Here is a 24229-nt window from a genome sequence, read left to right on the forward strand (position 1 = left end):
GAAATAAATAATAACAAATGCTATTAAAAGTTGAACTATATATTGAAAATTCAAGTTATTATTGTTAGAATTCAAGTATCTTAAAATAATACCACTATCATACTGAAAAAAAAGGAATTGAATTAATAAAAATCATACCTAAGTTAATGATAAAAAATAAGAGTCCAAGCAATTTATACGATGTGAACAATAAAACAAGTAAACCTGTAAGTGATAAAATCGAATTTGAAGCAATTCCTGCTAACATAATTTTCAAAAATTGTTTTTTATTTTTTAAGAATTGCACCCCACTTAAATCTACAAAAAAAGCCAAATTAAACAAAAGTAGCATTATTCCACAATTTGGGATCTCAATTTGATAATTATTAGCAATTATTGCATGACTAAATTCATGTATCGTTGCAGATATAATAACAACAAGCAACCAAAATAAAAGAATGTTTAGCGTTATTGGAAAGTTTTGGAAATTAGTCAAAATATCCGCCCTATAAATATACATAATAAAACATTGCAAAATAAGAGCCAATGGGAAAATACCAAATAGGATTTTTTCAAAATTCTTATTAAATCTTTTATAGTTTAATTTTTCAGATAATGTTATATTAAAGTCCCAAGATATTTTAAAAATATTTATCTTTTTTCGTGATTTCATAGAATCTATAAGTCCCATTTTACTAAGAACAATATAAAATCTTAAATAATATTTCTTCCCTACTAACACTAATAAGTCCTATATGGTAAATTCTTGACCTATTAGTTGCTCTAACCATTTTTTTCCTGTTTCCCAACTAATACATGTTTCTTACTGGATGGTATATATAGATGATACTGTCCCTCAGTCCGCAATCAATAAAATAATAACTAATTCTATTAATCTCTTGCTGCAAGACTAATACGGAAAATTCAAATGACTGTCTAAAATGAAATTGAAAAAGCTTAATGTTAGTAAATGAACAAACTTCAACAACCAGCAAGAGCAAGGATTGCTAAACCAAATCCGATACCTGTTGCAAGTCCAGCTGAAAAATCACTAACTGGTACTGAAATTTTTTCAATTTCCTCAAATAAAAAGTTATCTTGCATGATTATCACTCCCTATCTTTTTAACAATAGGCTACTCCAATTAAGAGAACTACCCCAGTTCCAAGTAAAACTCCCCCAAAATTCACCATCTGTAGAGGCTACGATTTCTTCAATTTCTTCAAATAAGAATACTTCATCTGACATATGTGTTACCTTCTTCATAAAAAATTATTTTGCAATCGATTACACTGCATAATGTAACATAAAGAAAAACAGATGTCAAATATTAAACGTAAAAACTAGTCACTAAAGTACTATGAGAAAAAAGGTAAAACCTAGCGACGCGATGAGCGCTGGGTCGTTTGGTTTCGATTGCTCTCTTCCTCTTGTTTTTTCTGTTCTTCTTCTAAACGTTTACGTTCTTCTTCCTGCCTTTTCTCAGCTTCTTCGGCCTCTTTTTTGGCTTTTTCTTCTGCTTCCATAATCAATTTATCCGCTACAGTGTAGCTGTAGATTCCAGCTTCCATATCGACCACACTTGGTTCTGACAATTGAGGCTTAATCTTACTGTAATAAGGCAGTTTCTTACTCATTTCAGATAGAGGAACCAAGACTTCGTCCGAATCATTCATGGTCAATCGAATTAAATCGGAAGTGACCTTGCTGGGAGCTAGTTCCACCTTTTGGATAGCCGCCTTGAGTTCTGGGCTAATTTGAGAAAGTTCTGAGACAAAAGCCTTGATTTTTTCACTATCATTAAAGAGAACTGATATATAAGTTTCTGGTAGACTGACCAAACTCACAGCACTGGTCTCAAGCTGACCACTGGAAAGAATAGGATAATGGTTTTCACCAGAAATATAGTAGGCCACAATATCATATTCCTTGACCTTGATAGTGAACTTGGTTGGAAATTGATAAACAAGTTGAGCTGATTCAACCCAATAGTTAGACTTAATCTGCTTTTCATATTTTTCCTTGTCTAGCAGAAGGTTAATCGTATAATCCGAATCCTGAATACCTGAAGCCTGTCGAATATCATCAGCCGTAGTGTGCACCGTTCCCTCGACACGAATATCCTTCATGGTCGCATAAGGACTGAGTAGGTAGGCAGAGACAATCAATAAAAGCAGACTTGGAAATAAAATCGTTAGAGCTCGCAAGATATGGATACCAGGAATCTTTGCTTTGGCTAGTTTTTCTTTTGTAGCCTTTTTAGCAAGCTTTTTATCCTGTTCCTCGCTCTCTTTAGACCCTGATTCTTCTATCTCTTCTTCCTCTTTGTCAGCCTCTGAGGATGCTACTTTTTCCTCAGACTCTTCCTTAGCTGATTCTGGGTCTTTTGGATTAGATTCACTCTCTCGGTCCCCAGTTTCATCTGACTCTTCAGATTTTGAAGCCATTCGAGCCTGTCTTTCCTTTTCCTTCTCCTCAGCTAGGGCTGCCTCTTCTTCAGCCTTCTTTTTTAGGTATTCTTGGTTTCGTTTCTGCCATTCTGATAACTCTTTAAATTCTTCGAGGATTTCTTTGCCCTCATTTTTCTTATCTTTTGACATTTACTTTCCTTATGATAAATCTTTTTTCAACAATTGATAAAAATCTGCTAGAGATTTCAATTCCTTGGAAGCCTTCATCTTAGCTTGGTAGTCTTCCTTGTGGCTTAGTAAGTGAGACAGCTTCTCTTCCAAACTATCCAAAGTCAAATCACTTTCTTGAAGCTCTTCTGCATAGCCTTTTTTTACAAAGTAAGCTGCATTTTCAATCTGGTCTCCACGACTAGCTTCACGACCAAGTGGCACAATAACATGCAATTTTGCCATGGCCAAGAGCTCAAAAATCGTATTGGCACCACCTCGTGTCACAACAATATCAGCCAATTCCATCAAGGGTTGATAGAGATTGGTCACATAGTCAACACGAAAAAGATTTTGGCTCAACTCATTCAGGCTAGAATCTCCAGTTAAATTGATAATATTGTAGCGCTCTGTCAGTTCTTTCTTATGGTCTGTCACCAATTGGTTAAAGACACGAGCGCCTGCAGAACCACCGACAAACAATACAGTTGGCAATTTAGGATTAAAGTGGGTTTGAATATCCACCAATTCATCTGGTTCTGGACTTTTTTGGTCTGAAACCTTGGTCACTGCTCCCACATGCTCGACCTTAGCCAAACTTGAAGCCTGTTCAAAAGTTGAATACATTTTCGTCGCAAATTTATAGGCGATTTTATTGGCCAAGCCCATAGACAGGTCAGATTCGTGAATAAAGACAGGCACTCCTGACACACGTGCTGCAATAACAGGCGGTACTGAGACAAAGCCTCCCTTTGAAAAAAGGGCCTGTGGACGAAGTCGTAACATGATAAAGAGCGATTGGACAATTCCCCAACCAACTTTGAAGACGTCCAGCATATTTTGCCAAGAGAAATAGCGACGCAATTTTCCAGTCGTAATGGAATGGAAGGTGACATCCAAACCTGACTTGAGGATTTCTTGGTGTTCGATACCACGTTTATCTCCGATATAGTGGACTTCCCATCCATCTTCGATGAACTTGGGCATTAACAAAAGATTGAGAGTCACGTGTCCAACCGTCCCCCCACCTGTAAAGACAATTTTTTTCATATTATTCCTTTAACTCCGCTACTGTGTCGATAAAGAGGTCGCCACGTACTTCAAAGTTAGCATACATATCCCAGCTGGCATTGGCAGGACTGAGAAGAACCACGTCTCCTTGAGTCGCAAACTCGTAAGCCTTGCGGGTCGCATCTGCAATATCAGTCGCATCCACATAAGCCACACCAGCCTTATCCGCTGCCCGTTTGACACGTTCAGCAGACTGACCAAGGATGACCATCTTCTTGAGTCCAGTAATGTCTGGAACCAATTCGTCAAACTCATTACCACGGTCCAAACCACCTGCAATCAAAATGACCTTGCTATTGTCAAATCCTGACAAGGCTTTTTGAGTTGCCAAGATATTGGTTGACTTGCTATCATTATAGAATTTGACACCCTTGATTTCATCCACAAATTGGAGACGGTGTTTGACACCACCAAAGGCTGAGAGAGTTTCTTTGATGGTTTGGTTGTCTACACCACGAAGTTTAGCTACTGCAATCGTCGCAAGGGCATTTTCCACATTGTGGCTACCTGGAACCCCGATTTCGCTAGCTGCCATGACCACTTCTCCACAGAAGTAGAGTTGACCATCTTCCAGATAAGCTCCATCAACCTTTTCCTGTGTTGAGAATGGAACAACAGTAGCCTGTGTTTTGGTAGCCAACTCTTTTGCCAAGTCTTGGTTAAAGTTCAAGACAAGGAAATCAGCTGCTGTCATCTTGTTCTGGATATTCCACTTGGCTGCTACATATTCCTCAAATGACCCATGATAGTCGATATGAGTTGGCATGAGGTTGGTAATAACCGCAATCTCAGTATGGAATTCTTGAACGCCCATGAGTTGGAAAGAAGAAAGTTCCATGACAAGCGTGTCCTTATCTGTCGCAGTTTGAGCCACTTGACTGGCTGGATAGCCGATATTTCCTGATAAAAGACTATGTTGCCCAGCAGCAGTCAAAACTTCCCCAATCATGGTCGTTGTGGTTGTTTTTCCATTTGAACCTGTGATACCGATAATGGGCGCTTCTGAAATCAAGTAAGCCAATTCCACCTCAGTCAAGACTGGAATTCCCTTTGCCAAAGCCTTTTCAATCATGGGATTACTGTATGGGATGCCTGGATTTTTCACCATGAGGGCAAACTCTTCATCCAAAAGTTCCAAAGGATGACCACCTGTGATAACCTTAATCCCTTCTTCCAGCAAACTTTGGGCAGCTGGATTGTCCTCGAAAGGCTTCCCATCATTTACCGTTACAATAGCACCTAGCTTGTCCAACAAACGAGCTGCAGATTCACCAGACTTGGCTAAACCTAAAACAAGGACTTTCTTATTTTTAAATTGATCTATTACTTTCATGTCTCGAACTCCATTTCTACTCCTACTATTTTACCATTTTTATGGAAATAAAAAAGCCACAAAGTGTGTTTGTGACTCTTTCTTCTAACTGAATCTTGCTATATCATCTATGTGATAAATCGGTAACTCGAATAACTTGGTCCACTTGTTCCCAAATCAGAGGATTGTGGGTCGCAATAATAATAGTCCGATTCGGATTTTTTAAAGATTCTAGGATAGAAAGTAATTCCTCAGAGTTTTTGGGGTCTAGTGAAGCGGTTGGTTCATCTGCAAGAATCAAAGGAGGATCCTTTAAAATTATCTTCGCTAGTGCAACACGTTGTGCTTCTCCTCCTGATAATTCAAAGATAGGTTGCTTTAAATCTAAATAAGAGAGGTTAACACGGTTTAGAGCTTGTTTCATCAAAGACATTTTCTCTTTTTCTTTCAACTTTTTACCAACTAAACCCAGATTGAGATTCTCTTTGACGGTTTGGCTTTCAATTAAGCCAAAATCTTGAAATAGGTATCCTAAGTAATCTCTAAAGAAAACAGAAGGCCTGATGTCCTTAAGAGAGGTGCCATCATAGATAATTTGCCCTTTGTCATACGGCTCTAATCGTCCAATCATATTCAAGAGTGTTGTCTTACCACAGCCACTTGTACCGATTAAGGCATAAATTTTCCCACCTTCAAAATGAAGATTCGTATCTGAAAATAGCTGACGGTTTCCAAACTTTTTAGATATATTCTTTAGTTCAATCATCCTATTTTCCTTTCATAATTGTCATAGAAACACGAGATTCTTTCTGCGCTTGACGGTAAAGCGTCAAAACTGCACTAGCTAGAAAGACTAATAAAGTGAGCAAGCCAATCACCAAGTCTCGACTGCTTAAAATAAAGAGACTAGCACCAAATACAAAACTGGCAAATTGACTAACCATATACTGAGCATGTGTTTCAAAAAATCGTAAACCTGAAATTCGTTTAATCAAGATATCTCGGCGGAATTGCTCGAAATATAGAAGATTGACAGAATAAAAGAGTAACAAGGAACTAGCTATCCCCACAATAGCTCCTAGGATTAAAGTTGCTGTTTCAGTTTGCACTTCATTATAACGAGTTAGATAAACACTTCTTCCTTCTTTAAGATAGGATACTTGCTCATAAATTCCAGCTTTCTTCAAGAGTTCTAGCCCACTCTCATATCCTTTGATAAAAAGTTGTTTTCCAGCATTGATAGACCAAACATATTTTGAAATGAAACTATCACCTGTAGATGTTGGAGTAAATACAACTAAAATCGGATCGGTTAAGTACTGAATGGATACTGGGCTTTCACCGTTATTATAAACAAATCGCTTTTCTCCAGTTGGAAGATAGCTAACAATCGCTCTCATTTCATACTCTAAAGGAGCACTTGCCTCCTCACTTGATTGCCCGTAATAGTTCAAACTTTCTTCAAAAGCTTTCTTAAGTTCTGCTTCCTGTGAACGAAGAGATTCTGGTAGTAAGAGTCCAAATTCCCCTTTTTGAAGATGGACTAGTTTCTGTCTAGTCTCACCATTTACAGTTACATTTTCCTTGTCCAAATAACTTGGACTGACATAGAGCGTATTAGCATCTGGACTATAGGTATCCAGTGTCTCTCCCTGTTCATTTTTTCCTTGAGGATTTGCAAAATGAATGAGATTATCTTTTACAAATAGAGCCTGTTCTTGTTCAACTGCTTCTTTGGAAAATTCATACCACTTGCTCTGATTTTCTGTATCTTTTCCTCTATCACCTAAGCCAAAAGAAATTTGATAATAGTCTGCTCTGTCCTTCCACGCTTGTTTTGAAATTTCAAGTTCTTTCAATCGTTGGTAAGACGTCAAGCCTGTCTTAACAGCGTATCCCACTGTAAAAACAGCTACTAACTGACACAATAGGGTTAAAGCCATCAAGCGTTTAAGGGGTAATCTCCCCTTAATAACAGGAACTAATGCTTTGTAACTCAAACTCATTAGATAAAGAAGCATTAGTAAAATTGAAATCGCCAATAAAAACAACAGATAGAAAGTAATCCCAAAACCATAGGTGGCTAACAAGATAGGATAAAACAAACCTTGACTAAAAAGAACGACTCCCCCACCTAGGAAGGAAAGGAGGGCTGATAGAAGGAGCCACTTGATATCAGTCGATAAAGAATGCCCCATAATGGATAAGAGAGTCTGACCAGAAAAGAGTTTTATACCTGCTGCTCTCATTTCCTTAATCCGAGTGATAATCACTAAAGCAAAGAAAGATAAGCCAAATATTGCTAAACTAATTAAAATAAGTGGATTTAGTAACATTCGAAAAGCAAGAGAATAGGGAGGTGTCTTTCGGTCAGCAATTGCTTTATAACCCAAATCTCCTAATTTATCGGCAAGCTTTTCTTTCGTCAAGGAGCCTGACAAAAGGAGATAACTATTTAGCGGATCACTACGTTCACGACTTTCTTGGCTAGCTTCTTGGAATTCTTTTGGTAAAGTTCCCTGACCATAAGTTGCATAAGTAAAGTGAGTCGTCCCATCCTTACTCGGCTCTACAATTCTCCTAGCTATTAAACTCTGTTCTGAGTTTGCAAAATTCTCCAATTCCTGTTCAAATACCTCACGCGTCGGTTCCTGAGTATCCTTTTTGACACGAAGTAAAGTAACGGAATCATAGCTTGCATATAAATATTGTGGCGCACGTAAGACAATAATCCAAGCAAGGAAGAAGCTGAGAAAAAAAGTTGATAGTAATATGAATAGTTTCTTCATAGTAGACTCCTTGTAAACAAAATTCCCCCCTGTAATTTCTTACAAGGGGAATTATCTAAGAAAACTAAATATTAGTCATAGTCATAGTAAAATGCTACTTGTTCCCCAAATTTAGTCCAAATCCAAGCCTCTGAAGTTTTCCCTGCAACTGCTGTTCCTTTATCTGAATGACTATCCCATTTACTTACAAGAGAAGAAGAATGATATTTTTTACCATGATAGTAATTTGAAAAAGCCCAACCACCTCCTGAACCTTCTCCATATGTCCATACTCCTCCATCTGGATATTGTACAGCAGCTGATGCAGCTCCCAATAATGTAAAGCTTGAAATAAGAGCTAGAGCAAGTAATCTATGTTTTTTCGTTTTCATTTTATTTTTCCTTTCAAAAAAAGCACACCCTGAGCAACAATGCAACAAAATAAATCCTCCTCTCTCTTTTTTTGAAACCGATTTCTTATATAATAAGAATAGCATTTTTATTATTTGTTGTCAAGGAAAAAATCGAATTTTTTAGATATTTTACTATATTACCTATATGAATAATATTTTTATATTACCTATATGAATAATATTATATAGTAGTTTTATTTCAAAATAATATGCAACCAGTACTAACCAAATATAAAATAGATGTCATTGACAAATTTTATTCCAGTTTTTCCCATTCATACTATCCAAGCAAAAGTGATGATGTTAACTAAAAAGCAATTCAAACTATTGTAAAATTCCTACCAAAAAAAGAGAGCCGAAACTCTCTTTTTTTATCTTCTTTTACTTTTTTTGACTGGCATGAGTGTGATGTCTCTAACACTAAAGTAAGCTAGGATCAACATGGCTATTGCTAGGAATATTTCTGTTGGTAATTGAAAAATTTTCAGAAAAGATAGAACCAATAAAATCAAGAGTGCCACTAAAATACATACCATAGCGACGATATTGACTGTCCCTTTAATGCTTTCTGGTGTCGCAAATACATAGAGTAGGAGCAGTAAAATTCCTAGGACTAAATAGACCATCTTTCTCTCTTTCTAGCTCTTATTCAGCTGATTTTTTCTTCTTGTTAGCTTTCTCACGCTCTGCTTTGTTAAGGATTTGTTTACGCAAACGGATAGACTCAGGCGTTACTTCCATGTACTCATCGTCGTTCAAGAACTCAAGAGACTCTTCAAGTGTCAAGATACGAGGCGTCTTGATAACAGCTGTTTGGTCCTTAGTAGCTGAACGAACGTTGGTCATTTGTTTTGCCTTCGTGATGTTAACTGTCAAGTCATTTTCACGAGAGTTTTCACCGATGATCATTCCTTCATAAACCTCAGTACCTGGGTTGACAAAGATCGTACCACGTTCTTCGATAGACATGATTGAGTAAGTTGTAGCCTTACCAGCATCGATAGAAACAAGGGCACCACGGTGACGTCCACCAATTTCCCCTGGAATCAATGGCAAGTATTGGTCGAAGGTATGGTTCATGATACCGTAACCACGAGTCATTGACAAGAACTCAGTTGAGTATCCAATCAAACCACGCGCTGGAACAAGGAAGACCAAACGAGTTTGACCATTACCAGTTGAAATCATATCCAACATTTCACCCTTACGTTCAGAAAGGCTTTGGATAACAGATCCTTGGTATTCTTCTGGAGTGTCTATTTGTACACGCTCAAATGGCTCACATTTAACACCGTCGATTTCTTTTACGATAACTTCTGGACGAGATACTTGAAGTTCATATCCCTCACGACGCATTGTTTCGATAAGGATTGACAAGTGCAATTCTCCACGTCCTGAAACAGTCCATTTATCTGGTGAATCAGTTGGGTCAACACGAAGGGAAACGTCTGTTTGCAATTCTGCCTGCAAGCGTTCTTCCACCTTACGAGAAGTTACCCATTTACCTTCTTTACCAGCAAATGGTGAGTTGTTGACCAAGAAAGTCATTTGAAGAGTTGGCTCATCGATGTGTAGAATTGGAAGAGCTTCAACTGCGTCTGTAGGAGTAATGGTTTCACCGACAAAGATGTCTTCCATACCTGAAACGGCAATCAAGTCACCTGCTTTTGCTTCTTGGATTTCACGACGTTCCAAACCAAAGAAACCGAAGAGTTTTGTAACACGGAAGTTTTTAGTTGTGCCGTCAAGTTTAGAAAGGGTAACTTGGTCCCCAACCTTAACTGTACCACGGAAGACACGACCGATACCGATACGTCCAACGAAGTCATTGTAGTCCAAAAGTGACACTTGGAACTGCAAAGGCTCATCTGAGTTATCTACTGGAGCTGGGATATGGTCGATAATCGTGTCAAAGATTGGTGCCATAGTCGCTTCTTGGTCAGCTGGATCATCTGACAATGAAGAAGTTCCGTTGATCGCTGAAGCATACACCACTGGGAAGTCAAGCTGGTCGTCATCTGCACCAAGCTCGATGAAAAGTTCCAAGACTTCATCCACTACTTCTGCTGGACGAGCTGATGGCTTATCGATTTTGTTAACAACCACGATTGGGACAAGGTCTTGTTCCAAGGCTTTTTTCAATACGAAACGAGTTTGTGGCATGGTTCCTTCATAGGCATCTACGACCAAGACAACACCGTCAACCATTTTCATGATACGCTCAACTTCTCCACCAAAGTCCGCGTGTCCTGGTGTGTCCATAATGTTGATACGAGTTCCGTTGTAAGCAACGGCAGTATTTTTAGCAAGGATGGTAATCCCACGCTCTTTTTCGATATCGTTTGAGTCCATAGCACGCTCTGCCAATTCAGTACGTGCATCAAGCGTTTCTGATTGTTTCAATAATTCGTCAACCAGGGTTGTTTTACCGTGGTCAACGTGGGCGATAATCGCAATGTTACGGATATCTTCTCTTAATTTTGTCATGATTTCCTCTATAATATTCAAAATTTATTTTCTAACTGAACGATTATACCATAATTTCAAGTAAATAACATAACTCAAGCAAGTGTAAATGTTTTCACTCCGCTTTTCTTTTCACGTCAAGCCTTTTCAAAGCAAGCGACTTATGATAAGATAGGCACAGTATGCGTTTAGATAATTTATTAGCCCAAGAAAAAGTTAGCCGAAAGGCCATGAAGCAAGCACTCCTCAGAGGGGAAATTCTAGTCGATGGTTGCCCAGCCCGATCCCTAGCTCAAAATATCGATACAGGACTACAAGAACTCCTTTTTCAGGATCGAATCATTCAAGGCTATGAACACACCTATCTTATGCTTCATAAACCTGCTGGTGTCGTTACAGCCAACAAAGACAAGGAACTTCCGACCGTCATGGACCTGCTTCCATCTGACATCCAGTCTGACAAGCTCTATGCCGTTGGCCGACTGGACCGAGATACAACGGGACTCCTCCTCTTGACCGATAACGGTCCCTTGGGCTTTCAGCTCCTCCATCCCCAATATCATGTCGATAAGACTTACCAAGTCCAGGTTAATGGACTTCTAACACCTGACCATATCCAAGCCTTTCAAAAGGGAATTGTCTTTTTAGATGGTACTGTCTGTAAACCCGCAAAACTAGAGATTCTATCTGCAAGTCCCTCCCTCAGTCAAGCCTCTATCACCATTTCAGAAGGAAAATTTCATCAAATCAAGAAAATGTTCCTCTCGGTTGGTGTTAAGGTGACTAGCCTCAAGAGAATCCAATTTGGGGACTTTACATTGAACCCAGATTTAGCAGAAGGTAACTACCTCCCTTTGAACCAAAAAGAGTTACAAATCATTAAAAACTATTTAGAGATGAGTCGATAAAATAAAAAAAGCTTTAAATTTAAAGCTTTTTTGTTTTTTGCTTATCTAAAAACTACTGCGATTGTTAGAATCCAGTTAAGAACAGAAACTACAAGTCCTACGATGTTGAGAATTTTTTCTGTTTTATAGTCCAGTCCAGATTCTTTTTGGTATGAAAAAGCCAAAACCAATCCTATGATCCCCAAAATCAGACTCACTATTGGAGAAAGCAAACCAAGGACGATAGATAAGATACCTAAAATAAGTGAAGGTTTTTTCTTTTCTTGTGAATTCATATTATAAAATCTCCTTAAAATTAATATAAATGATGATACCATAAAATGCTAGCTTTATCTATCATTCGACAGATTTTTACAGAATGTTAGCTAGTCTTCACTTTCCCTTTCCAAGAATCCAAGCCATAAGAAAGAATATAAATCTCAGAAAAACCTTGTTTTTTCAAGTAAAGAGCTGCATTTGTAACTCGTTGCGCACGTTGGTTTTCGTAGAGAAGGACAGGTTTATCTTTACGAAGGGCTGCAAGACTAGTCTTCAACTGACTTGAAGGAATATTGCGAGCCCCAAGAATATGTTTTCTGTGGAATTCTGCTGGGTCGCGCAAATCAATCAATTGACCCGTACGAATCAAGGCTTCAAACTCCTCATTGTCCACAATTTTAGCCGCACGGCGAATACGAAGATAGTTAAAGCCCATCCACGCCAACATTGCCAGTATAAGTGCCCACAAAATCCAAGTAACCATTAGTTCTTTTCTCCATTTTTCTCAATATAATCCAATTCTATCTTGTGCTCTCTGCGAAGAACCGCTTCCGCTTCCAGATAGTCTAATTTGTCCATCAACCCTGCATCGTAAATCCGAGAGAGTTCCAACTTCATCAGTTCAATATCATATAAGCGTTTTCCCATGTAAACAATAATACCAAATCGTTTGAGGAATTGCTGCACATCATAGAATGTTTTCATAAGACTCATTCTAGCAAAATTTTGTGTTTTTTTCAAGAAGAGACTCACACAATGCTCCTGATTTTCCTATCTTCTTTGGCGATTCTAAGGCAAGTGTGGTACAATAAAAACATGAGAATTCAACAATTACACTATATTATCAAAATCGTCGAAACTGGCTCCATGAATGAGGCAGCCAAACAGCTCTTTATCACTCAGCCTAGTCTTTCCAATGCTGTAAGAGATTTGGAAAATGAGATGGGGATTGAGATTTTCATCCGCAATCCCAAGGGTATCACCTTGACCCGTGATGGGATGGAGTTTCTCTCTTATGCCCGTCAGGTTGTCGAGCAGACCCAGCTTCTGGAGGAACGCTATAAAAATCCTGTCGCCCACCGCGAACTCTTTAGCGTTTCGTCCCAACACTATGCCTTTGTGGTCAATGCCTTTGTCTCTCTGCTCAAGAAAAGCGATATGGAGAAATACGAGCTCTTCCTTCGTGAAACTCGTACTTGGGAAATTATCGACGACGTCAAGAACTTCCGCAGTGAGGTCGGTGTTCTATTTTTAAACAGCTACAACCGTGATGTTTTAACCAAGATGCTGGATGACAATCACCTGCTAGCTCACCATCTTTTCACAGCCCAGCCCCATATCTTTGTCAGCAAGACCAATCCTCTGGCCAAAAAAGACAAGGTGAAACTGTCTGATTTGGAAAACTTCCCTTATCTCAGCTATGACCAAGGGACGCACAACTCCTTCTACTTCTCAGAGGAAATCCTTTCTCAAGAACACCACAAGAAATCCATCGTAGTCAGCGACCGTGCTACTCTCTTTAATCTCTTGATTGGTCTGGACGGTTATACCATCGCAACAGGGATTTTGAACAGCAACCTCAACGGAGACAATATCGTTTCTATCCCACTGGATATTGATGATCCAATTGAGCTGGTCTATATCCAGCATGAAAAAACCAGCCTGTCTAAGATGGGCGAACGCTTTATCGACTATCTCCTAGAAGAAGTCCAGTTTGATAGTTGAGAAATAATAAGAACCAATATGTAGGCTAGCAACAACCTGCATATTGGTTCTTTTTACTTATAATTAAAAGTCTCCCCTGCCAACTTATCAGCTAGCTTGGGAAAGAGAGTATAAAACTTATGGGCCAGGTTCAACAAAATCGGGAGATTAAGTTCTCGTTTGTTTTTTCCTATAATCTTGACAATCTTTTTAGCCACTGCATCTGGTTCCAATAGAAAACGGTCAACCGACTTGAGATAGGTTCCATCTGGGTCAGCCTGATCAAAAAATCCTGTACGGATTGGTCCTGGATTGACCGTCGTTACATAAACACCGTAGGACATGAGTTCTAGGCGCAGAGCATTTGAAAAACCAATAGCCGCAAACTTAGTCGCTGAGTAAAGACTGGACTTGCCAGTAGCAATCAAACCTGCCATACTAACAATATTGATGATATGGCCTTTTCGACTTTCCTTCATTCGAGCCGCAAGGCGACGAGACAGATTCATTAGGGCAAAGGTATTGACCTCGAACATCTGATGAATATCTTGGTCAGAAATCTGGTCAAATTCCTCAAAAATCCCGTAACCAGCGTTGTTTATCAAAACATCAATCTCGCCGTAGCGGTGATAAAGGTCTACCACCAGAGTTTCTAAGGCTGAATCATCGGTAATATCGATTTCAATCAATTCTGCACGGGGATGGTTTCCGTAGAGTTTGGCTAATTTTTCCTTATTTCGACCAAGCAAGATGAGTTGAGCATTTGGCAGGAGTTTGACCATTTCTTGGGCTAGGCCACCGCTAGCTCCGGTAATGAGAATAGTAGACATACTGTTCCTTTCTCAATCTTTTAGATTTCCACTTCTTCCAAGTCTTTGACCACATGGACATTTTCAAAAACACTAGCAGCGTCTTTTTTGAGCTTGCTGATATCTTTTGAGAGGAAACGGGCGCTGATATGGTTAAGTAAGAGGCGTTTGGCACCTGCTTCTACTGCTACTTGTGCAGCTTGCATGTTAGTAGAGTGGCCATGGTTACGAGCAATTTTTTCATCACCCTTGCCATAAGTCGATTCATGGACTAGGACATCGGCATTGACAGCCAGACGCACACTGGCATCCGTTTTTCGAGTGTCTCCTAAAATAGTGATAATTTTACCTGGGCGTGGAGCTGAGATATAGTCAGCTGCCTTGATTTCAGTCCCATCTTCGAGAACTACATCCTGGCCGTTTTTGATTTTCCCAAAAAGTGGGCCAAATGGGACACCTGCCGCCTTGAGTTTTTCAGCATCCAGCGTTCCTTCTAGATCCTTTTGGATAACACGATAACCAACACAGAAAATAGTGTGGTCCAGCTCTTCTGCATACACCGTAAATTTATCGGTCTCAAGGATTTTTCCTAAAGAATCTTGGTCAAACTCATGAAAATGAATACGATAAGGCAGACGCGAACCTGACACACGAAGGCTGGTTAAGACAAATGACTTGATGCCTTGAGGTCCATAGATTTCCAAATCTGTCTGCTCTTCATTGGCCTGAAAAGCACGGCTAGAAAGGAAACCTGGCAAGCCAAAAATGTGGTCTCCATGCAAGTGAGTGATAAAGATTTTGCTGACCTTACGTGGTCGAATCGTGGTTTCAAGAATACGATTTTGCGTACCTTCTCCACAGTCAAAGAGCCAGACTTCGTTAATCTCATCCAAAAGTTTCAGGGCGAGACTGGAGACATTGCGGGCTTTAGAGGGCTGACCAGCCCCTGTTCCTAAAAATTGAATATCCATTCGATACTTTCTAATTAATCAATATATAACATAGCTGTGCGGTTTTCCGATCGGAAATAGCGTTTGCCAGAAAAAGCAGCAGCTTCTTGCAATAAATCCTCTTGGCTGTAGCCTTTGAGACGTTTACGACCATCAGCCAAGCTTTCCAAATCAGTCAAAGCTGTGAGACTTTCCACACTAACAACTTCCTCATCTCCAACAGCCTTCATATAAATCTTACCAGACTCTTCAAAGACTAGTTGATGGGGGAAAATTTGCGCAATTTCAAAAAGCAAGTCATCCGAAATCTTCTCTTCATTTTCAGAGAAAATCCGACCAAGCCCCTCACTCTCATAACAAAAACCAAAGGATTTACCAGACAGGTTAAGGCGAATAAAAGGCTTGTTTTCGAGGGTGAAACTTGGCTCAGTATTGTAAAGATTTAGTTCCTGACTGACTTCCGCAAAATAATCGGTTGCAGCTTGAGGACTCTTTTTTTGATATAGTTCTGCAAAGTAAGCATTGACCACGCTAGGTGGAGGGGTAATGAGGGCTAGTTGCTCCTGCTCTGTTTTACCAGCTAGAAGCTGATCCAGATAGGCCTTATCCAGACTTGTATAGCCCCCATATTTTATAGCCAACGTTTTAATATCAGTCATAAAATTCCTCTAACCTCCATTTATTTTTCTCGGAAATGTAGCCTCTAATCACTTCGCCGTCCTCCTGATAATCGCGTTCTTGCAAAATCGCAACACTTTCTAAATCATGAATCTTGTAGGACTTTGAAAAAGGCACACGCAGGGTAAAAGATTCAAAAATATCCTTGATTTTCTCTAAAAACAAAGCCTGCAAATTCTCACGACTATCCTCAGCCTTGGCAGAAATGAGGGCATAAGGCGTTTGGGTAGGCGTGAAATCCTCCACCAAATCCGCTTTATTATAGAGGGTCAGGCGAGGAATATCTTCCATGTCCAGGTCTTTCATGATGGACAGGACTGTTTTTTCATGTCCCTCATGATAAGGATTGCTGGCATCGATAACATGAACCAGAAGGTCTACATGCTTGCTTTCCTCCAAGGTTGACTTGAAACTGGATACCAACTCTGTCGGCAAATCTTGGATAAAGCCAACTGTATCTGTCAATGTTACTTGGAGATTGCCCCCAAGATGGATACTCTTAGTCGTCGCATCCAGAGTCGCAAAGAGCTCGTCAGCCTCATACTGGGTCTTACTGGTCAAGGTGTTCATGATAGTTGATTTCCCAGCATTGGTATAACCAATCAAACCAATCTTAAAGGTGCTAGACTCCAAACGCTTTTCTCTGACAGTCGCCCGATTTTTCTCAACCACCTTGAGCTGGCGCTCGATATCCGTGATTTGATTGCGAACACTACGACGGTTCAGCTCCAGCTGGCTTTCACCAGGTCCACGGGAACCAATTCCCCCTGCCTGACGGCTGAGCATAATTCCCTGACCAACCAAGCGAGGCAAGAGATATTTGAGCTGGGCTAAGTGGACTTGGAGCTTCCCTTCATGGCTTCGAGCTCGCATGGCAAAGATATCCAGAATCAACTGCATACGGTCAATGACTTTAACACCCAGAACTTCTTCTAAATTGACATTTTGCCTTGGCGTCAGACGGTTGTTGACGATGACAGTGGTGATTTCTTCGGCATCCACCATGAGGGCAATCTCTTCTAACTTACCAGAGCCAACGAAAGTCTTGGAGTCATACTTTTCACGTTTTTGCCTGTAACTATCGACTACGACAGCACCAGCTGTCTTGGCTAGACTGGCCAATTCTTCCATGGAGAGGTCAAAATTATCCATACCCTGCAATTCCACACCAATGAGCAGGACTCGCTCCTCTTTTTTCTCCGTATCAATCATCTAAAAACTCCTCTATCTGGCTTAAAATGCGGTCTTGCACACCAGACTCTCCAATCTGATAAAAGGTGACCTGCATGCGGTTACGGAACCAGGTCAACTGACGCTTGGCAAAACGACGGGTCGCCTGTTTGAGACTCTCACTGGCTTCTTCCAAGGTCTGCTCCCCACGAAAATAAGGAAAGAGTTCCTTGTAACCAATTCCTTTAGCAGCCTGCACATCTGGATAATGGTCAAAAAGCCACTTGGCCTCATCCAAAAGCCCAGCCTCAAACATCAAATCCACGCGGCGATTGATACGTTCATATAATTGACTGCGCTCATCATCCAAGCAGATAATCAATGGTTCATACAAGGTCTCTTGATTTTCCAATTCCTGACCAAAATGGGCAATTTCCAAGGCACGCATCGCACGACGACGATTAAACTGAGGAATTTTAAGGTCTGCTTGCTCCACCAGATGAGCTAATTCCTCATCTGTATAAGGCTCCAAGCTAGCCCGATAGGCCAAAATCTCCTCATGGGGAGTCTCCCCACCTAGGTGGTAACCTTCTAGCAAGCTCTGGATATAAAGTCCAGTCCCACCAGCGATAGTGGCCAGCTTGCTACGGCTGTGAATATCCTCAATAGCCATCTTAGCTTCTGAAACAAAATCAAAAGCCGAGTAAGACTCGGTTACCTCTCTAACATCGATTAAATGATGAGGAACAGTTTCCTGCTCTTCTGGACTAGCCTTAGCCGTCCCAATATCAAGTCCTCGATAGACTTGCTGACTATCACCGCTAACCACTTCGCCATTAAAACGCTTGGCCACTTCAATGGCAAGGGCTGTTTTTCCAACAGCAGTCGGTCCAACAATCACAATTATTTTTGTTTTCATCTTTTTTCCTTGAAAAATTCCCATTTTTTCGTTACTATTATTATAACACAAAAAGGTCAGTCAGAAAAATGTGACCTCTTGAGGGGGCTGGCTGATTAAGAAGATAAAGGAGGAAGACTCATGGCTAAAGGATTCGCTAAAGGTCTTGTAACAGGTGTCGCAGGAACTGTTGCTGCCGTTGCAGGTGCAGTATACGCATTTAAAAAGAAAGTAATCGAACCAGAAGAGCAAAAAGCAGCTTTCATCGAAGAAAACCGTAAAAAAGCAGCTCGCCGTCGCGTATCACGTTAAGAAACAAAAGAAGTTGGGATTCATTGTCTCAACTTCTTTTTCTATTCTTTTATACTCAATGAAAATCAAAGAGCAAACTAGGAAGCTAGCCGNNTTGAGGTTGTAGATGAAGCGACGCTGACGTAGTTTGAAGAGATTTTCTAAGAGTATTAAACGGCTAGGTCAAACTTCAACTGCGGCTTAACAGGGTCATAATCTACCAACTCAAAATTCTCTGCTTTAATATCAAAGAAATTGGTCCCATCTGGAACATTCAAGACCAAACGAGGTTGGCAGTTTGACGGCTCCCGACGAAGCAATTCCTCTGCTTGTTCAAATTGATTGTCATAGATATGGAGGTTGTTGATGAAGTAGAAGAACTTCCCAACCTTCCAGCCAAAATGTTTGGCAATCATCATCTGCAAAGCCACATACTGCATAGCGTTGATGTGGTGGGCCACCAGCATATCATTGGAGCGCTGGGTCAAGGTCGCATCCAGATAGATTTCCCCATCAACACGCCGAACATCAAACATGGTCTGAAAGGCGCACGGGAGCAGCCCATCTGTTTCTTCGAAAGCTTGGTAATCCCAGAGCGAAATAATATTGCGGCGGTTCCAAGGATTGGTTTCCAACTGTTTGAGAAGCTTATTGATAATGTCGTGTTTCTTAACAACGGCACCATAGCGCTCACCAATGGTTCCCGTGTCTCCAACTTCCCAGTCATTCCAGTAGTGAACATTGTACTTGTCATTAAGCACTTCTAAGCTATTTGACTGGTCTTGGTAAATCCAGAGAACTTCTTTGATGGCGGATTTGATTGCAATGGGACGCAAGGTTGTGATAGGAAATTCTCCTTTAGATAAGTCGTACTCGGAAAAGGCACCAGTTACATACTTGGAATTAGCAACAGTCCCATCCTTGTACTTAGGACGAGCCTGCTCTGAGAAAACACCTTCCTTTAGAATGCGTTCAATATTCTCTTTAAAAATCGTATCTGCTTTTGTCATTTCGTTTCACCTCATTCATTGTCCTAACTAGTATAGCATAAAAAATAAAAGAGGAACATTACTAACTCTAGGTTAGCATTTTTCCTCTTTTATTATTTTATTGCAATACAAGTGATGCTGCTCCGATAACTCCAGCGTCATTTCCTAGAGTTGCAAGAGCCAATTTAGTAGATGTGCGCACTTGTGGGAAAGTATTTTCGTCATAGACTTTTTGAACACCTTGTAGAAGGAATTCTCCTGCAGCTGACACACCACCACCGATGACGATTGTTGATGGGTTTAGGATTGAACCAATGTTAGCACAAGCGATTCCCAAGTAACGTGAGAAGTTACGGTAAACAGTCAAAGCAAGGTCGTCTCCTTCTTTTGCAAGGTCAAAGACTGTCTTAGCAGTTACTTCTTCTCCGTTATCAATCAATCGTTTCAAGGCTGCATCGCCTTCATATTCATCTGCATAACGACGAGTCAAGTTGACAATCCCTGTTGCTGAAGCAACTGTCTCAAGACAGCCTTTCTTACCGCAAGTACATGCGATTGGTTGGTCAAAGTCAACAGTGATATGACCAAGTTCACCTGCTGCACCAGCAACACCATGAAGCAATTTGCCTTCTGCGACAATACCACCACCAACACCAGTACCGAGTGTCATAAAGACAACGTCTGGTTGGTTATCTCCAGCACCCATCCAGCGCTCACCAAGAGCTGCTACGTTGGCATCATTATCGATGAAAAATGGAATGCCCAAAGCTTTTTCAATTTTCTCTTTAATTGGTTGAAGGGTTTTCCAGTTCAAGTTGTAGGCACCGATAACAGTCCCTTTGTCACGGTCAACCACACCTGGTGATCCCATTCCAATGCCTTGGAAGTCCGCTGCTGCCAATCCAAGCAAGTCCAAACGATGTTGAATAGACTCAATCATATCATCAACGATATGACTTCCCTCATCCAGAATGTTGGTCTTGATTGACCATTTTCCTTGGATTTCTCCTGCTGTTGTTAAGATTGCAAATTTGATAGAAGTTCCACCAAGGTCAATCCCAATAATCTTTTGACTCATCATACTCTCCTTTTTCATTGTCTAGTAATTGAAAATGCTTACAGTACTAGTATAACAAATTTCAGTCATTTATGCAAAGGTTTGCATTTAGCTAATATAGATTTTTAATCCAGATAATCTCCACCATCAAATCCATAATATTCCTCCAGTGTCAAACCACTTGCAGCAATCTCTTTTGCTTCTTTTCCAATGTAACGTAAATGCCATTCCTCATGCATATAGCCTGTGACACTCTCTTTTCCACGGGGATAGCGAACAACAAAACCATAGTCTGGTGCATAATCCAATAACCATTGAGCCGCACCAGCATCTTCAACTAATTGACCATCTGTGCCAATCACATCAAAAGCAAGTCCTGTCTGATGTTCGCTATATCCAGGACGGGCGGAATAACGATCCGCAGCAGCCTGGCCCTCTTGGTTCACATAACTTTGATATAATTGTGCTTGAGTTGCATAACTTCTAAAGCCACTATAATTATCGCTAATAGCGTATCCTTCCTTCTGCATCTGTGCAATCAGTTTTAAAAAGGCTGCTTTTGCAGTAGCATTTTCACCTGGATAGTAATCTTTAGACATAGGATAATGTTTATTGGCAACTATGATTTCATCATACTTTCCTTGAAGGCTATAATAAGAACCTTTATTGCTTACTTTTGAATTAGCTTTCCACAAACCAGTCGCACCAACATAATAACGTCCACCATCAACCCATTCATTGACAGCCATTTTACCATCTGATTTTAGATAATAATTCCCTTGCCATGTATTATAAGCATAAGATCCATCTGATGTCAAATAATACCAAGTTTGGTAAGAAGAGTCATAAACCCATTCACCTTTAGCCATTTTACCATCTGATTTCAAATAATAGTTTCCTTGCCATGCACTATAAGCATAAGATCCATCTGATGTCAAATAATACCAAGCTTGATAAGAATCATCATAAACCCATTCACTTTTGGCCATCTTACCATCTGATTTCAAATAGTAATTTCCTTGCCATATACTATAAGCATAAGAACCATCTGATTTCAAGTAATACCAAGCCTGATAAGAAGAGTCATAAATCCATTCACTCTGTGCCATTTTACCATCAGCTTTCAGGTAATAGTTTCCCTGCCATGCATTTTTCACTAGATTTCCATTTCCATCAAAATAGTACCAAGAACCGTCCTGCTTAACCCAACCACTTGTTGTTGATGAACTTGTATCAGTTTGAGTTGTAGCCGCTTGTTTTGCTTTAAAAGCACCCTTAGGAGCATTTTTCAATTCGCAAGCCACACCGTCATGATCACGGTATAACTTGGCAGAATAACCGGGGTCTCCCTCATGAATATCCGCGTATCCATTCGCCCAAGCTTCCTTACAACTCGAAAAATGAATGTTTTCCTCTGCTAACACAGGTTGTGAAAACAAGGCTAAAATTGACAACGTCACCAGACTCATTTTTAAAAATAGACGTTTGTTCATTACTTTCTCCTCTAACGATGTTATCGATTTCAATATTATTTTATCAAACTTATTTCAGCAATTCAAGGAAACTTCTGGTCTTTTCTACAAACTCCTTTGGTTTTTCCTTATTCAAGACATGAGGGCCATCTGGGATAATCTGAAATTGGGATTCTGATATTAGTTTATGAAGACTTCTCATAGAACTAAGATTCGGTTTATCTTTGCTGCCACAAATTAGTAAGGTTGGATAGGGGCAATTCCCTGCTATATCCGTTAAGTCAAGTGTCTTCAATTCTTTGGAAATACCTATTATAAAAGTCTTGTCTGCTCCCTGTTTTTCAAATACTCTTTTGGGAAGTAGTTTAAAAATCAGCAACTGAAGATAAAATAGGATATTCCCTGCTAATTTAAGCGGGCATCCTGACAGAATCAAAGCTCGAAGATTTGGTGAATCGTAACTGGAAAGTTCTAGTGTCAGGGCAGCACCTAAGGACAATCCAATCAAAACAAAAGGTTCTGTCTCTTGAGCTAGGTGCTGATAAACTCGCTCTTTAGCTTGTTGATAGTTACTAACTCCAGAAGGAAATAACTCGATAGCCTCAGAAGGATAATCTGTCAGTAGATTACGAACTTCTTTCCAAGACTCTGCTGACTGCCCTAACCCATGCAAAAATATCAATTTCATCTAGTTCTCCTCAAGGCTTAGTTCATACAAGCCTCTCACTGCATTACAGCCGTAAATAGCTTCTGCTTGGGTTAAATCTGCCAAGGTCAAGACTTTCTCTTCTACCTGTCCTGTTTCCAGCAAATGCTGACGGTAAATTCCTGGCAAGATTCCAAGTCGGATAGGCGGTGTGTAGAGTTTCCCAGCAATTTTCAAAACCAGATTTCCGATAGAGGTTTCAAGCAGTTCTCCTGACTTATTGTAGTAAATGATCTCTTGCTCCCCTAAACTCAAGTATGGTCTATGAGTCGTTTTAAAGTGGGTAAAAGCTTGCTGCAAATTGGCTTCTTGCAGACAAAGTTTAGCCTGGCAGAACTGTGGACTAAGGGGTGTTAATACTTGACGATTGACTTCTATCTCTCCAGATTTGCTAATGCTGATTCGCAAGCGGTAATCTTGATTAGCATCACAAGTCTGACACTCTTCTTCAATCTTTTGTCTCAAAATTTCTGGGTCAAAAGGAAAGGCAAAATATCGACTAGCTTTTATCAGTCTTTCCAGATGTTGTTCTTCAAACAGCAGTTGTTTTTGGCTGATTTTCCCAGTCGTAATCAGCTGAAAACGAGCTTGTTTACGATAGAGAACAGCCGCCTTTTGATGAACCTCGCGGTATTCAGATTCCCAAGTGCTATCCCATGTAATGCCTCCGCCAACTCCATAGATGGCTTTCCCTTGATGCAGTTGAATGGTCCTAATGGCCACATTAAAAATCCGTCGTCCATTTGGAAGCAAGAGACCAATCGTTCCACAGTAGACTCCACGCGGTTGTGGCTCCAAGTCCTTGATAATCTCCATTGTCGCAATTTTCGGTGCGCCCGTTATGGATCCACAAGGAAAGAGAGAGCGAAAAATTGTAACTAAATCAACATCTGCTCGCAACCGACTCTTGATGGTCGAAGTCATCTGCCAAACAGTTGAATACTGCTCTACCTGACACAGACGCTCCACGTGCTCGCTCCCCACCTCAGAAATACGGTTCATATCATTGCGCAAGAGGTCCACAATCATCATATTTTCAGACCGATTTTTAGGATCCTGCTCCAACCAACTGGCCTGTTCAAGATCTTCTTGGTCAGTTACCCCACGCTGAGTCGTTCCCTTCATCGGTCGCGTTGTCAACTCGCGGTCATTTTGCTCAAAAAAGAGCTCTGGGCTCATGGAAATCACTGCCATCTCATCATGTTCAATATAGGTATTGTAGCCCGCCTCCTGTTCTACCACCATACGATTGTAGATAGCAAAAGGATTGGCATTTAAGTCTTGTTTGAGTTGAACGGTGTAGTTGACCTGATAGGTGTCTCCCTGCCGCAAATGATGGTGAATTTGGGCAATCGCCTTTTCATAGTCTGCCGCAGACGTCACTTCCTGCCAATTTGAGGGCAAATCAATATCCTCATAAGTCAGAGGAATAGGGGAAGTTTCTACGCTATCATGAACAGTAAAGTAAAGCAGGTACTCTCCCAGTAGTGGATCCTTGTGAACTGCTAATTTTTCCTCAAAAGCAGGTGCAGCCTCGTAGCTGACATAGCCCACCACATAATAACCTTGCTCTTGGTAGCTTTCCACTTGTGCCAGCAAATCTGCCACTTCTTCTACATTTCTCGTTTTCAACTCTTTAATAGGCTGGGTAAAGATGTATCTCTCCCCCAAAGCCCTAAAATCAATCACTGTTTTTCTATGCATACCTTAAG

General features: G+C 40.4%; 26 protein-coding genes and 2 pseudogenes. 3 read left to right on the forward strand and 25 right to left on the reverse strand.

Annotated features, from left to right (window positions below):
* Positions 1–97 precede the first annotated feature (97 nt).
* From HT719_RS05720 to typA, 11 genes are all read right to left on the reverse strand, one after another.
* Positions 98–721 (reverse strand): peptidase M50, encoded by a 624-nt coding sequence (locus HT719_RS05720; protein ID WP_240156554.1) that lies wholly within the window; start codon positions 719–721, stop codon positions 98–100.
* Positions 722–960: 239 nt separating this feature from the next.
* Positions 961–1083, reverse strand: coding sequence for a hypothetical protein (locus HT719_RS11895; RefSeq protein ID WP_001153673.1), 123 nt, complete (start codon positions 1081–1083; stop codon positions 961–963).
* A gap of 12 nt (positions 1084–1095) precedes the next feature.
* A complete protein-coding gene (locus HT719_RS11900) occupies positions 1096–1227 on the reverse strand; it encodes a hypothetical protein (RefSeq protein WP_007284949.1) in 132 nt (43 codons plus the stop codon).
* Positions 1228–1358: 131 nt separating this feature from the next.
* Complete coding sequence (locus HT719_RS05725; RefSeq protein ID WP_050262156.1) at positions 1359–2579, reverse strand: cell division protein FtsQ/DivIB; 1221 nt, start codon at positions 2577–2579, stop codon at positions 1359–1361.
* Positions 2580–2588: 9 nt separating this feature from the next.
* Complete coding sequence (locus HT719_RS05730; protein WP_023939970.1) at positions 2589–3647, reverse strand: UDP-N-acetylglucosamine--N-acetylmuramyl-(pentapeptide) pyrophosphoryl-undecaprenol N-acetylglucosamine transferase; 1059 nt, start codon at positions 3645–3647, stop codon at positions 2589–2591.
* A 1-nt stretch (position 3648) separates the two neighbouring features.
* On the reverse strand, positions 3649–5001 hold the full coding sequence (gene murD, locus HT719_RS05735) for a UDP-N-acetylmuramoyl-L-alanine--D-glutamate ligase (protein ID WP_172928526.1): 1353 nt from the start codon (positions 4999–5001) through the stop codon (positions 3649–3651).
* Positions 5002–5104: 103 nt separating this feature from the next.
* Positions 5105–5746, reverse strand: coding sequence for an ABC transporter ATP-binding protein (locus HT719_RS05740; RefSeq protein ID WP_172928527.1), 642 nt, complete (start codon positions 5744–5746; stop codon positions 5105–5107).
* 1 nt (position 5747) lies between these two features.
* Positions 5748–7769: a bacteriocin-associated integral membrane family protein gene (locus HT719_RS05745; protein ID WP_172928528.1), complete on the reverse strand. Its 2022-nt coding sequence runs from the start codon at positions 7767–7769 to the stop codon at positions 5748–5750.
* Between the two features lie 71 nt (positions 7770–7840).
* Positions 7841–8140 (reverse strand): lactococcin 972 family bacteriocin, encoded by a 300-nt coding sequence (locus tag HT719_RS05750; RefSeq protein ID WP_000850382.1) that lies wholly within the window; start codon positions 8138–8140, stop codon positions 7841–7843.
* A 392-nt stretch (positions 8141–8532) separates the two neighbouring features.
* Complete coding sequence (locus tag HT719_RS05755; protein WP_000262800.1) at positions 8533–8787, reverse strand: DUF3165 family protein; 255 nt, start codon at positions 8785–8787, stop codon at positions 8533–8535.
* A 19-nt stretch (positions 8788–8806) separates the two neighbouring features.
* Positions 8807–10648 carry a translational GTPase TypA gene (gene typA / locus HT719_RS05760; RefSeq protein WP_000164111.1) on the reverse strand — a complete coding sequence of 614 codons (1842 nt, stop codon included), beginning with the start codon at positions 10646–10648 and terminating at the stop codon, positions 8807–8809.
* A gap of 161 nt (positions 10649–10809) precedes the next feature.
* Here typA and HT719_RS05765 point away from each other — a divergent pair, with 161 nt between their 5' ends.
* The gene (locus HT719_RS05765; protein WP_172928529.1) at positions 10810–11535 is read left to right on the forward strand and encodes a pseudouridine synthase; all 726 of its coding nucleotides are present in this window, start codon (positions 10810–10812) and stop codon (positions 11533–11535) included.
* Positions 11536–11576: 41 nt separating this feature from the next.
* On the opposite strand, the gene HT719_RS05770 is transcribed toward HT719_RS05765, so the two are convergent.
* The 3 genes from HT719_RS05770 to HT719_RS05780 all read right to left on the reverse strand — a co-directional run bounded on the left by HT719_RS05770 (position 11577) and on the right by HT719_RS05780 (position 12546).
* A complete protein-coding gene (locus tag HT719_RS05770; RefSeq protein ID WP_001088017.1) occupies positions 11577–11810 on the reverse strand; it encodes a hypothetical protein in 234 nt (77 codons plus the stop codon).
* Between the two features lie 86 nt (positions 11811–11896).
* Positions 11897–12277 carry a rhodanese-like domain-containing protein gene (locus HT719_RS05775; protein ID WP_000259256.1) on the reverse strand — a complete coding sequence of 127 codons (381 nt, stop codon included), beginning with the start codon at positions 12275–12277 and terminating at the stop codon, positions 11897–11899.
* Entirely contained in the window at positions 12277–12546 is a 270-nt protein-coding gene (locus HT719_RS05780) for a YqgQ family protein (RefSeq protein ID WP_042901268.1), read from the reverse strand. The genes HT719_RS05775 and HT719_RS05780 overlap by 1 nt, the downstream gene beginning before the upstream one ends.
* Positions 12547–12609: 63 nt before the next feature.
* On the opposite strand from HT719_RS05780, the gene HT719_RS05785 reads away from it, so the two are divergent.
* Positions 12610–13518 (forward strand): LysR family transcriptional regulator, encoded by a 909-nt coding sequence (locus HT719_RS05785; RefSeq protein ID WP_001222592.1) that lies wholly within the window; start codon positions 12610–12612, stop codon positions 13516–13518.
* 53 nt (positions 13519–13571) lie between these two features.
* Here the strand turns inward: HT719_RS05785 and HT719_RS05790 are convergent, their stop codons facing one another.
* Genes HT719_RS05790 through miaA form a run of 5 tightly spaced genes read right to left on the reverse strand, consistent with a single transcriptional unit; the run spans position 13572 to position 18023 of the window.
* Entirely contained in the window at positions 13572–14327 is a 756-nt protein-coding gene (locus tag HT719_RS05790) for an SDR family oxidoreductase (RefSeq protein ID WP_172928530.1), read from the reverse strand.
* Positions 14328–14347: 20 nt separating this feature from the next.
* Positions 14348–15277, reverse strand: coding sequence for a ribonuclease Z (gene rnz / locus HT719_RS05795; RefSeq protein ID WP_000354331.1), 930 nt, complete (start codon positions 15275–15277; stop codon positions 14348–14350).
* 14 nt (positions 15278–15291) lie between these two features.
* A complete protein-coding gene (locus tag HT719_RS05800; protein WP_172928531.1) occupies positions 15292–15915 on the reverse strand; it encodes a cystathionine beta-lyase in 624 nt (207 codons plus the stop codon).
* A complete protein-coding gene (hflX, locus tag HT719_RS05805; protein WP_172928532.1) occupies positions 15908–17146 on the reverse strand; it encodes a GTPase HflX in 1239 nt (412 codons plus the stop codon). The genes HT719_RS05800 and hflX overlap by 8 nt, the downstream gene beginning before the upstream one ends.
* The gene (miaA, locus tag HT719_RS05810; protein WP_172928534.1) at positions 17139–18023 is read right to left on the reverse strand and encodes a tRNA (adenosine(37)-N6)-dimethylallyltransferase MiaA; all 885 of its coding nucleotides are present in this window, start codon (positions 18021–18023) and stop codon (positions 17139–17141) included. The genes hflX and miaA overlap by 8 nt, the downstream gene beginning before the upstream one ends.
* 120 nt (positions 18024–18143) lie before the next feature.
* On the opposite strand from miaA, the gene HT719_RS05815 reads away from it, so the two are divergent.
* Entirely contained in the window at positions 18144–18314 is a 171-nt protein-coding gene (locus HT719_RS05815) for a DUF3042 family protein (RefSeq protein ID WP_001051780.1), read from the forward strand.
* 149 nt (positions 18315–18463) lie between these two features.
* Here the strand turns inward: HT719_RS05815 and HT719_RS05820 are convergent, their stop codons facing one another.
* The 6 genes and pseudogenes from HT719_RS05820 to pabB form a co-directional block, all read right to left on the reverse strand.
* Positions 18464–19303, reverse strand: a complete 840-nt coding sequence (locus HT719_RS05820; protein WP_138699211.1) for a thymidylate synthase — start codon at positions 19301–19303, stop codon at positions 18464–18466.
* 97 nt (positions 19304–19400) lie between these two features.
* Positions 19401–20360 (reverse strand): ROK family glucokinase, encoded by a 960-nt coding sequence (locus HT719_RS05825; RefSeq protein WP_138699210.1) that lies wholly within the window; start codon positions 20358–20360, stop codon positions 19401–19403.
* Between the two features lie 104 nt (positions 20361–20464).
* Positions 20465–21019: pseudogene (gene ldcB / locus HT719_RS11905) on the reverse strand (LD-carboxypeptidase LdcB/DacB); the annotation flags it as partial.
* 6 nt (positions 21020–21025) lie between these two features.
* Positions 21026–21832 (reverse strand): annotated as a pseudogene (locus HT719_RS11910) (N-acetylmuramoyl-L-alanine amidase family protein); the annotation flags it as partial.
* 49 nt (positions 21833–21881) lie between these two features.
* Positions 21882–22499, reverse strand: a complete 618-nt coding sequence (locus tag HT719_RS05835; RefSeq protein ID WP_119920120.1) for an alpha/beta hydrolase — start codon at positions 22497–22499, stop codon at positions 21882–21884.
* Positions 22500–24221, reverse strand: coding sequence for an aminodeoxychorismate synthase component I (gene pabB / locus HT719_RS05840; RefSeq protein ID WP_172928538.1), 1722 nt, complete (start codon positions 24219–24221; stop codon positions 22500–22502). It abuts the gene before it with no gap.
* Positions 24222–24229: the final 8 nt, after the last annotated feature.

Origin of the sequence: Streptococcus sp. k-378, assembly GCF_013277505.1 — a bacterium.
Taxonomy (GTDB): domain Bacteria; phylum Bacillota; class Bacilli; order Lactobacillales; family Streptococcaceae; genus Streptococcus; species Streptococcus pseudopneumoniae.

Bases quoted from the DNA above. Each gene is read 5' to 3' on its own strand.
- HT719_RS11895 (WP_001153673.1), bottom strand. From the start codon at position 1,083: ATGCAAGATAACTTTTTATTTGAGGAAATTGAAAAAATTTCAGTACCA.
- HT719_RS11900 (WP_007284949.1), bottom strand. From the start codon at position 1,227: ATGTCAGATGAAGTATTCTTATTTGAAGAAATTGAAGAAATCGTAGCC.
- HT719_RS05725 (WP_050262156.1), bottom strand. From the start codon at position 2,579: ATGTCAAAAGATAAGAAAAATGAGGGCAAAGAAATCCTCGAAGAATTT.
- HT719_RS05730 (WP_023939970.1), bottom strand. From the start codon at position 3,647: ATGAAAAAAATTGTCTTTACAGGTGGGGGGACGGTTGGACACGTGACT.
- murD (WP_172928526.1), bottom strand. From the start codon at position 5,001: ATGAAAGTAATAGATCAATTTAAAAATAAGAAAGTCCTTGTTTTAGGT.
- HT719_RS05740 (WP_172928527.1), bottom strand. From the start codon at position 5,746: ATGATTGAACTAAAGAATATATCTAAAAAGTTTGGAAACCGTCAGCTA.
- HT719_RS05745 (WP_172928528.1), bottom strand. From the start codon at position 7,769: ATGAAGAAACTATTCATATTACTATCAACTTTTTTTCTCAGCTTCTTC.
- HT719_RS05750 (WP_000850382.1), bottom strand. From the start codon at position 8,140: ATGAAAACGAAAAAACATAGATTACTTGCTCTAGCTCTTATTTCAAGC.
- HT719_RS05755 (WP_000262800.1), bottom strand. From the start codon at position 8,787: ATGGTCTATTTAGTCCTAGGAATTTTACTGCTCCTACTCTATGTATTT.
- typA (WP_000164111.1), bottom strand. From the start codon at position 10,648: ATGACAAAATTAAGAGAAGATATCCGTAACATTGCGATTATCGCCCAC.
- HT719_RS05765 (WP_172928529.1), top strand. From the start codon at position 10,810: ATGCGTTTAGATAATTTATTAGCCCAAGAAAAAGTTAGCCGAAAGGCC.
- HT719_RS05770 (WP_001088017.1), bottom strand. From the start codon at position 11,810: ATGAATTCACAAGAAAAGAAAAAACCTTCACTTATTTTAGGTATCTTA.
- HT719_RS05775 (WP_000259256.1), bottom strand. From the start codon at position 12,277: ATGGTTACTTGGATTTTGTGGGCACTTATACTGGCAATGTTGGCGTGG.
- HT719_RS05785 (WP_001222592.1), top strand. From the start codon at position 12,610: ATGAGAATTCAACAATTACACTATATTATCAAAATCGTCGAAACTGGC.
- HT719_RS05790 (WP_172928530.1), bottom strand. From the start codon at position 14,327: ATGTCTACTATTCTCATTACCGGAGCTAGCGGTGGCCTAGCCCAAGAA.
- rnz (WP_000354331.1), bottom strand. From the start codon at position 15,277: ATGGATATTCAATTTTTAGGAACAGGGGCTGGTCAGCCCTCTAAAGCC.
- HT719_RS05800 (WP_172928531.1), bottom strand. From the start codon at position 15,915: ATGACTGATATTAAAACGTTGGCTATAAAATATGGGGGCTATACAAGT.
- hflX (WP_172928532.1), bottom strand. From the start codon at position 17,146: ATGATTGATACGGAGAAAAAAGAGGAGCGAGTCCTGCTCATTGGTGTG.
- miaA (WP_172928534.1), bottom strand. From the start codon at position 18,023: ATGAAAACAAAAATAATTGTGATTGTTGGACCGACTGCTGTTGGAAAA.
- HT719_RS05815 (WP_001051780.1), top strand. From the start codon at position 18,144: ATGGCTAAAGGATTCGCTAAAGGTCTTGTAACAGGTGTCGCAGGAACT.
- HT719_RS05820 (WP_138699211.1), bottom strand. From the start codon at position 19,303: ATGACAAAAGCAGATACGATTTTTAAAGAGAATATTGAACGCATTCTA.
- HT719_RS05825 (WP_138699210.1), bottom strand. From the start codon at position 20,360: ATGAGTCAAAAGATTATTGGGATTGACCTTGGTGGAACTTCTATCAAA.
- HT719_RS05835 (WP_119920120.1), bottom strand. From the start codon at position 22,499: ATGAAATTGATATTTTTGCATGGGTTAGGGCAGTCAGCAGAGTCTTGG.
- pabB (WP_172928538.1), bottom strand. From the start codon at position 24,221: ATGCATAGAAAAACAGTGATTGATTTTAGGGCTTTGGGGGAGAGATAC.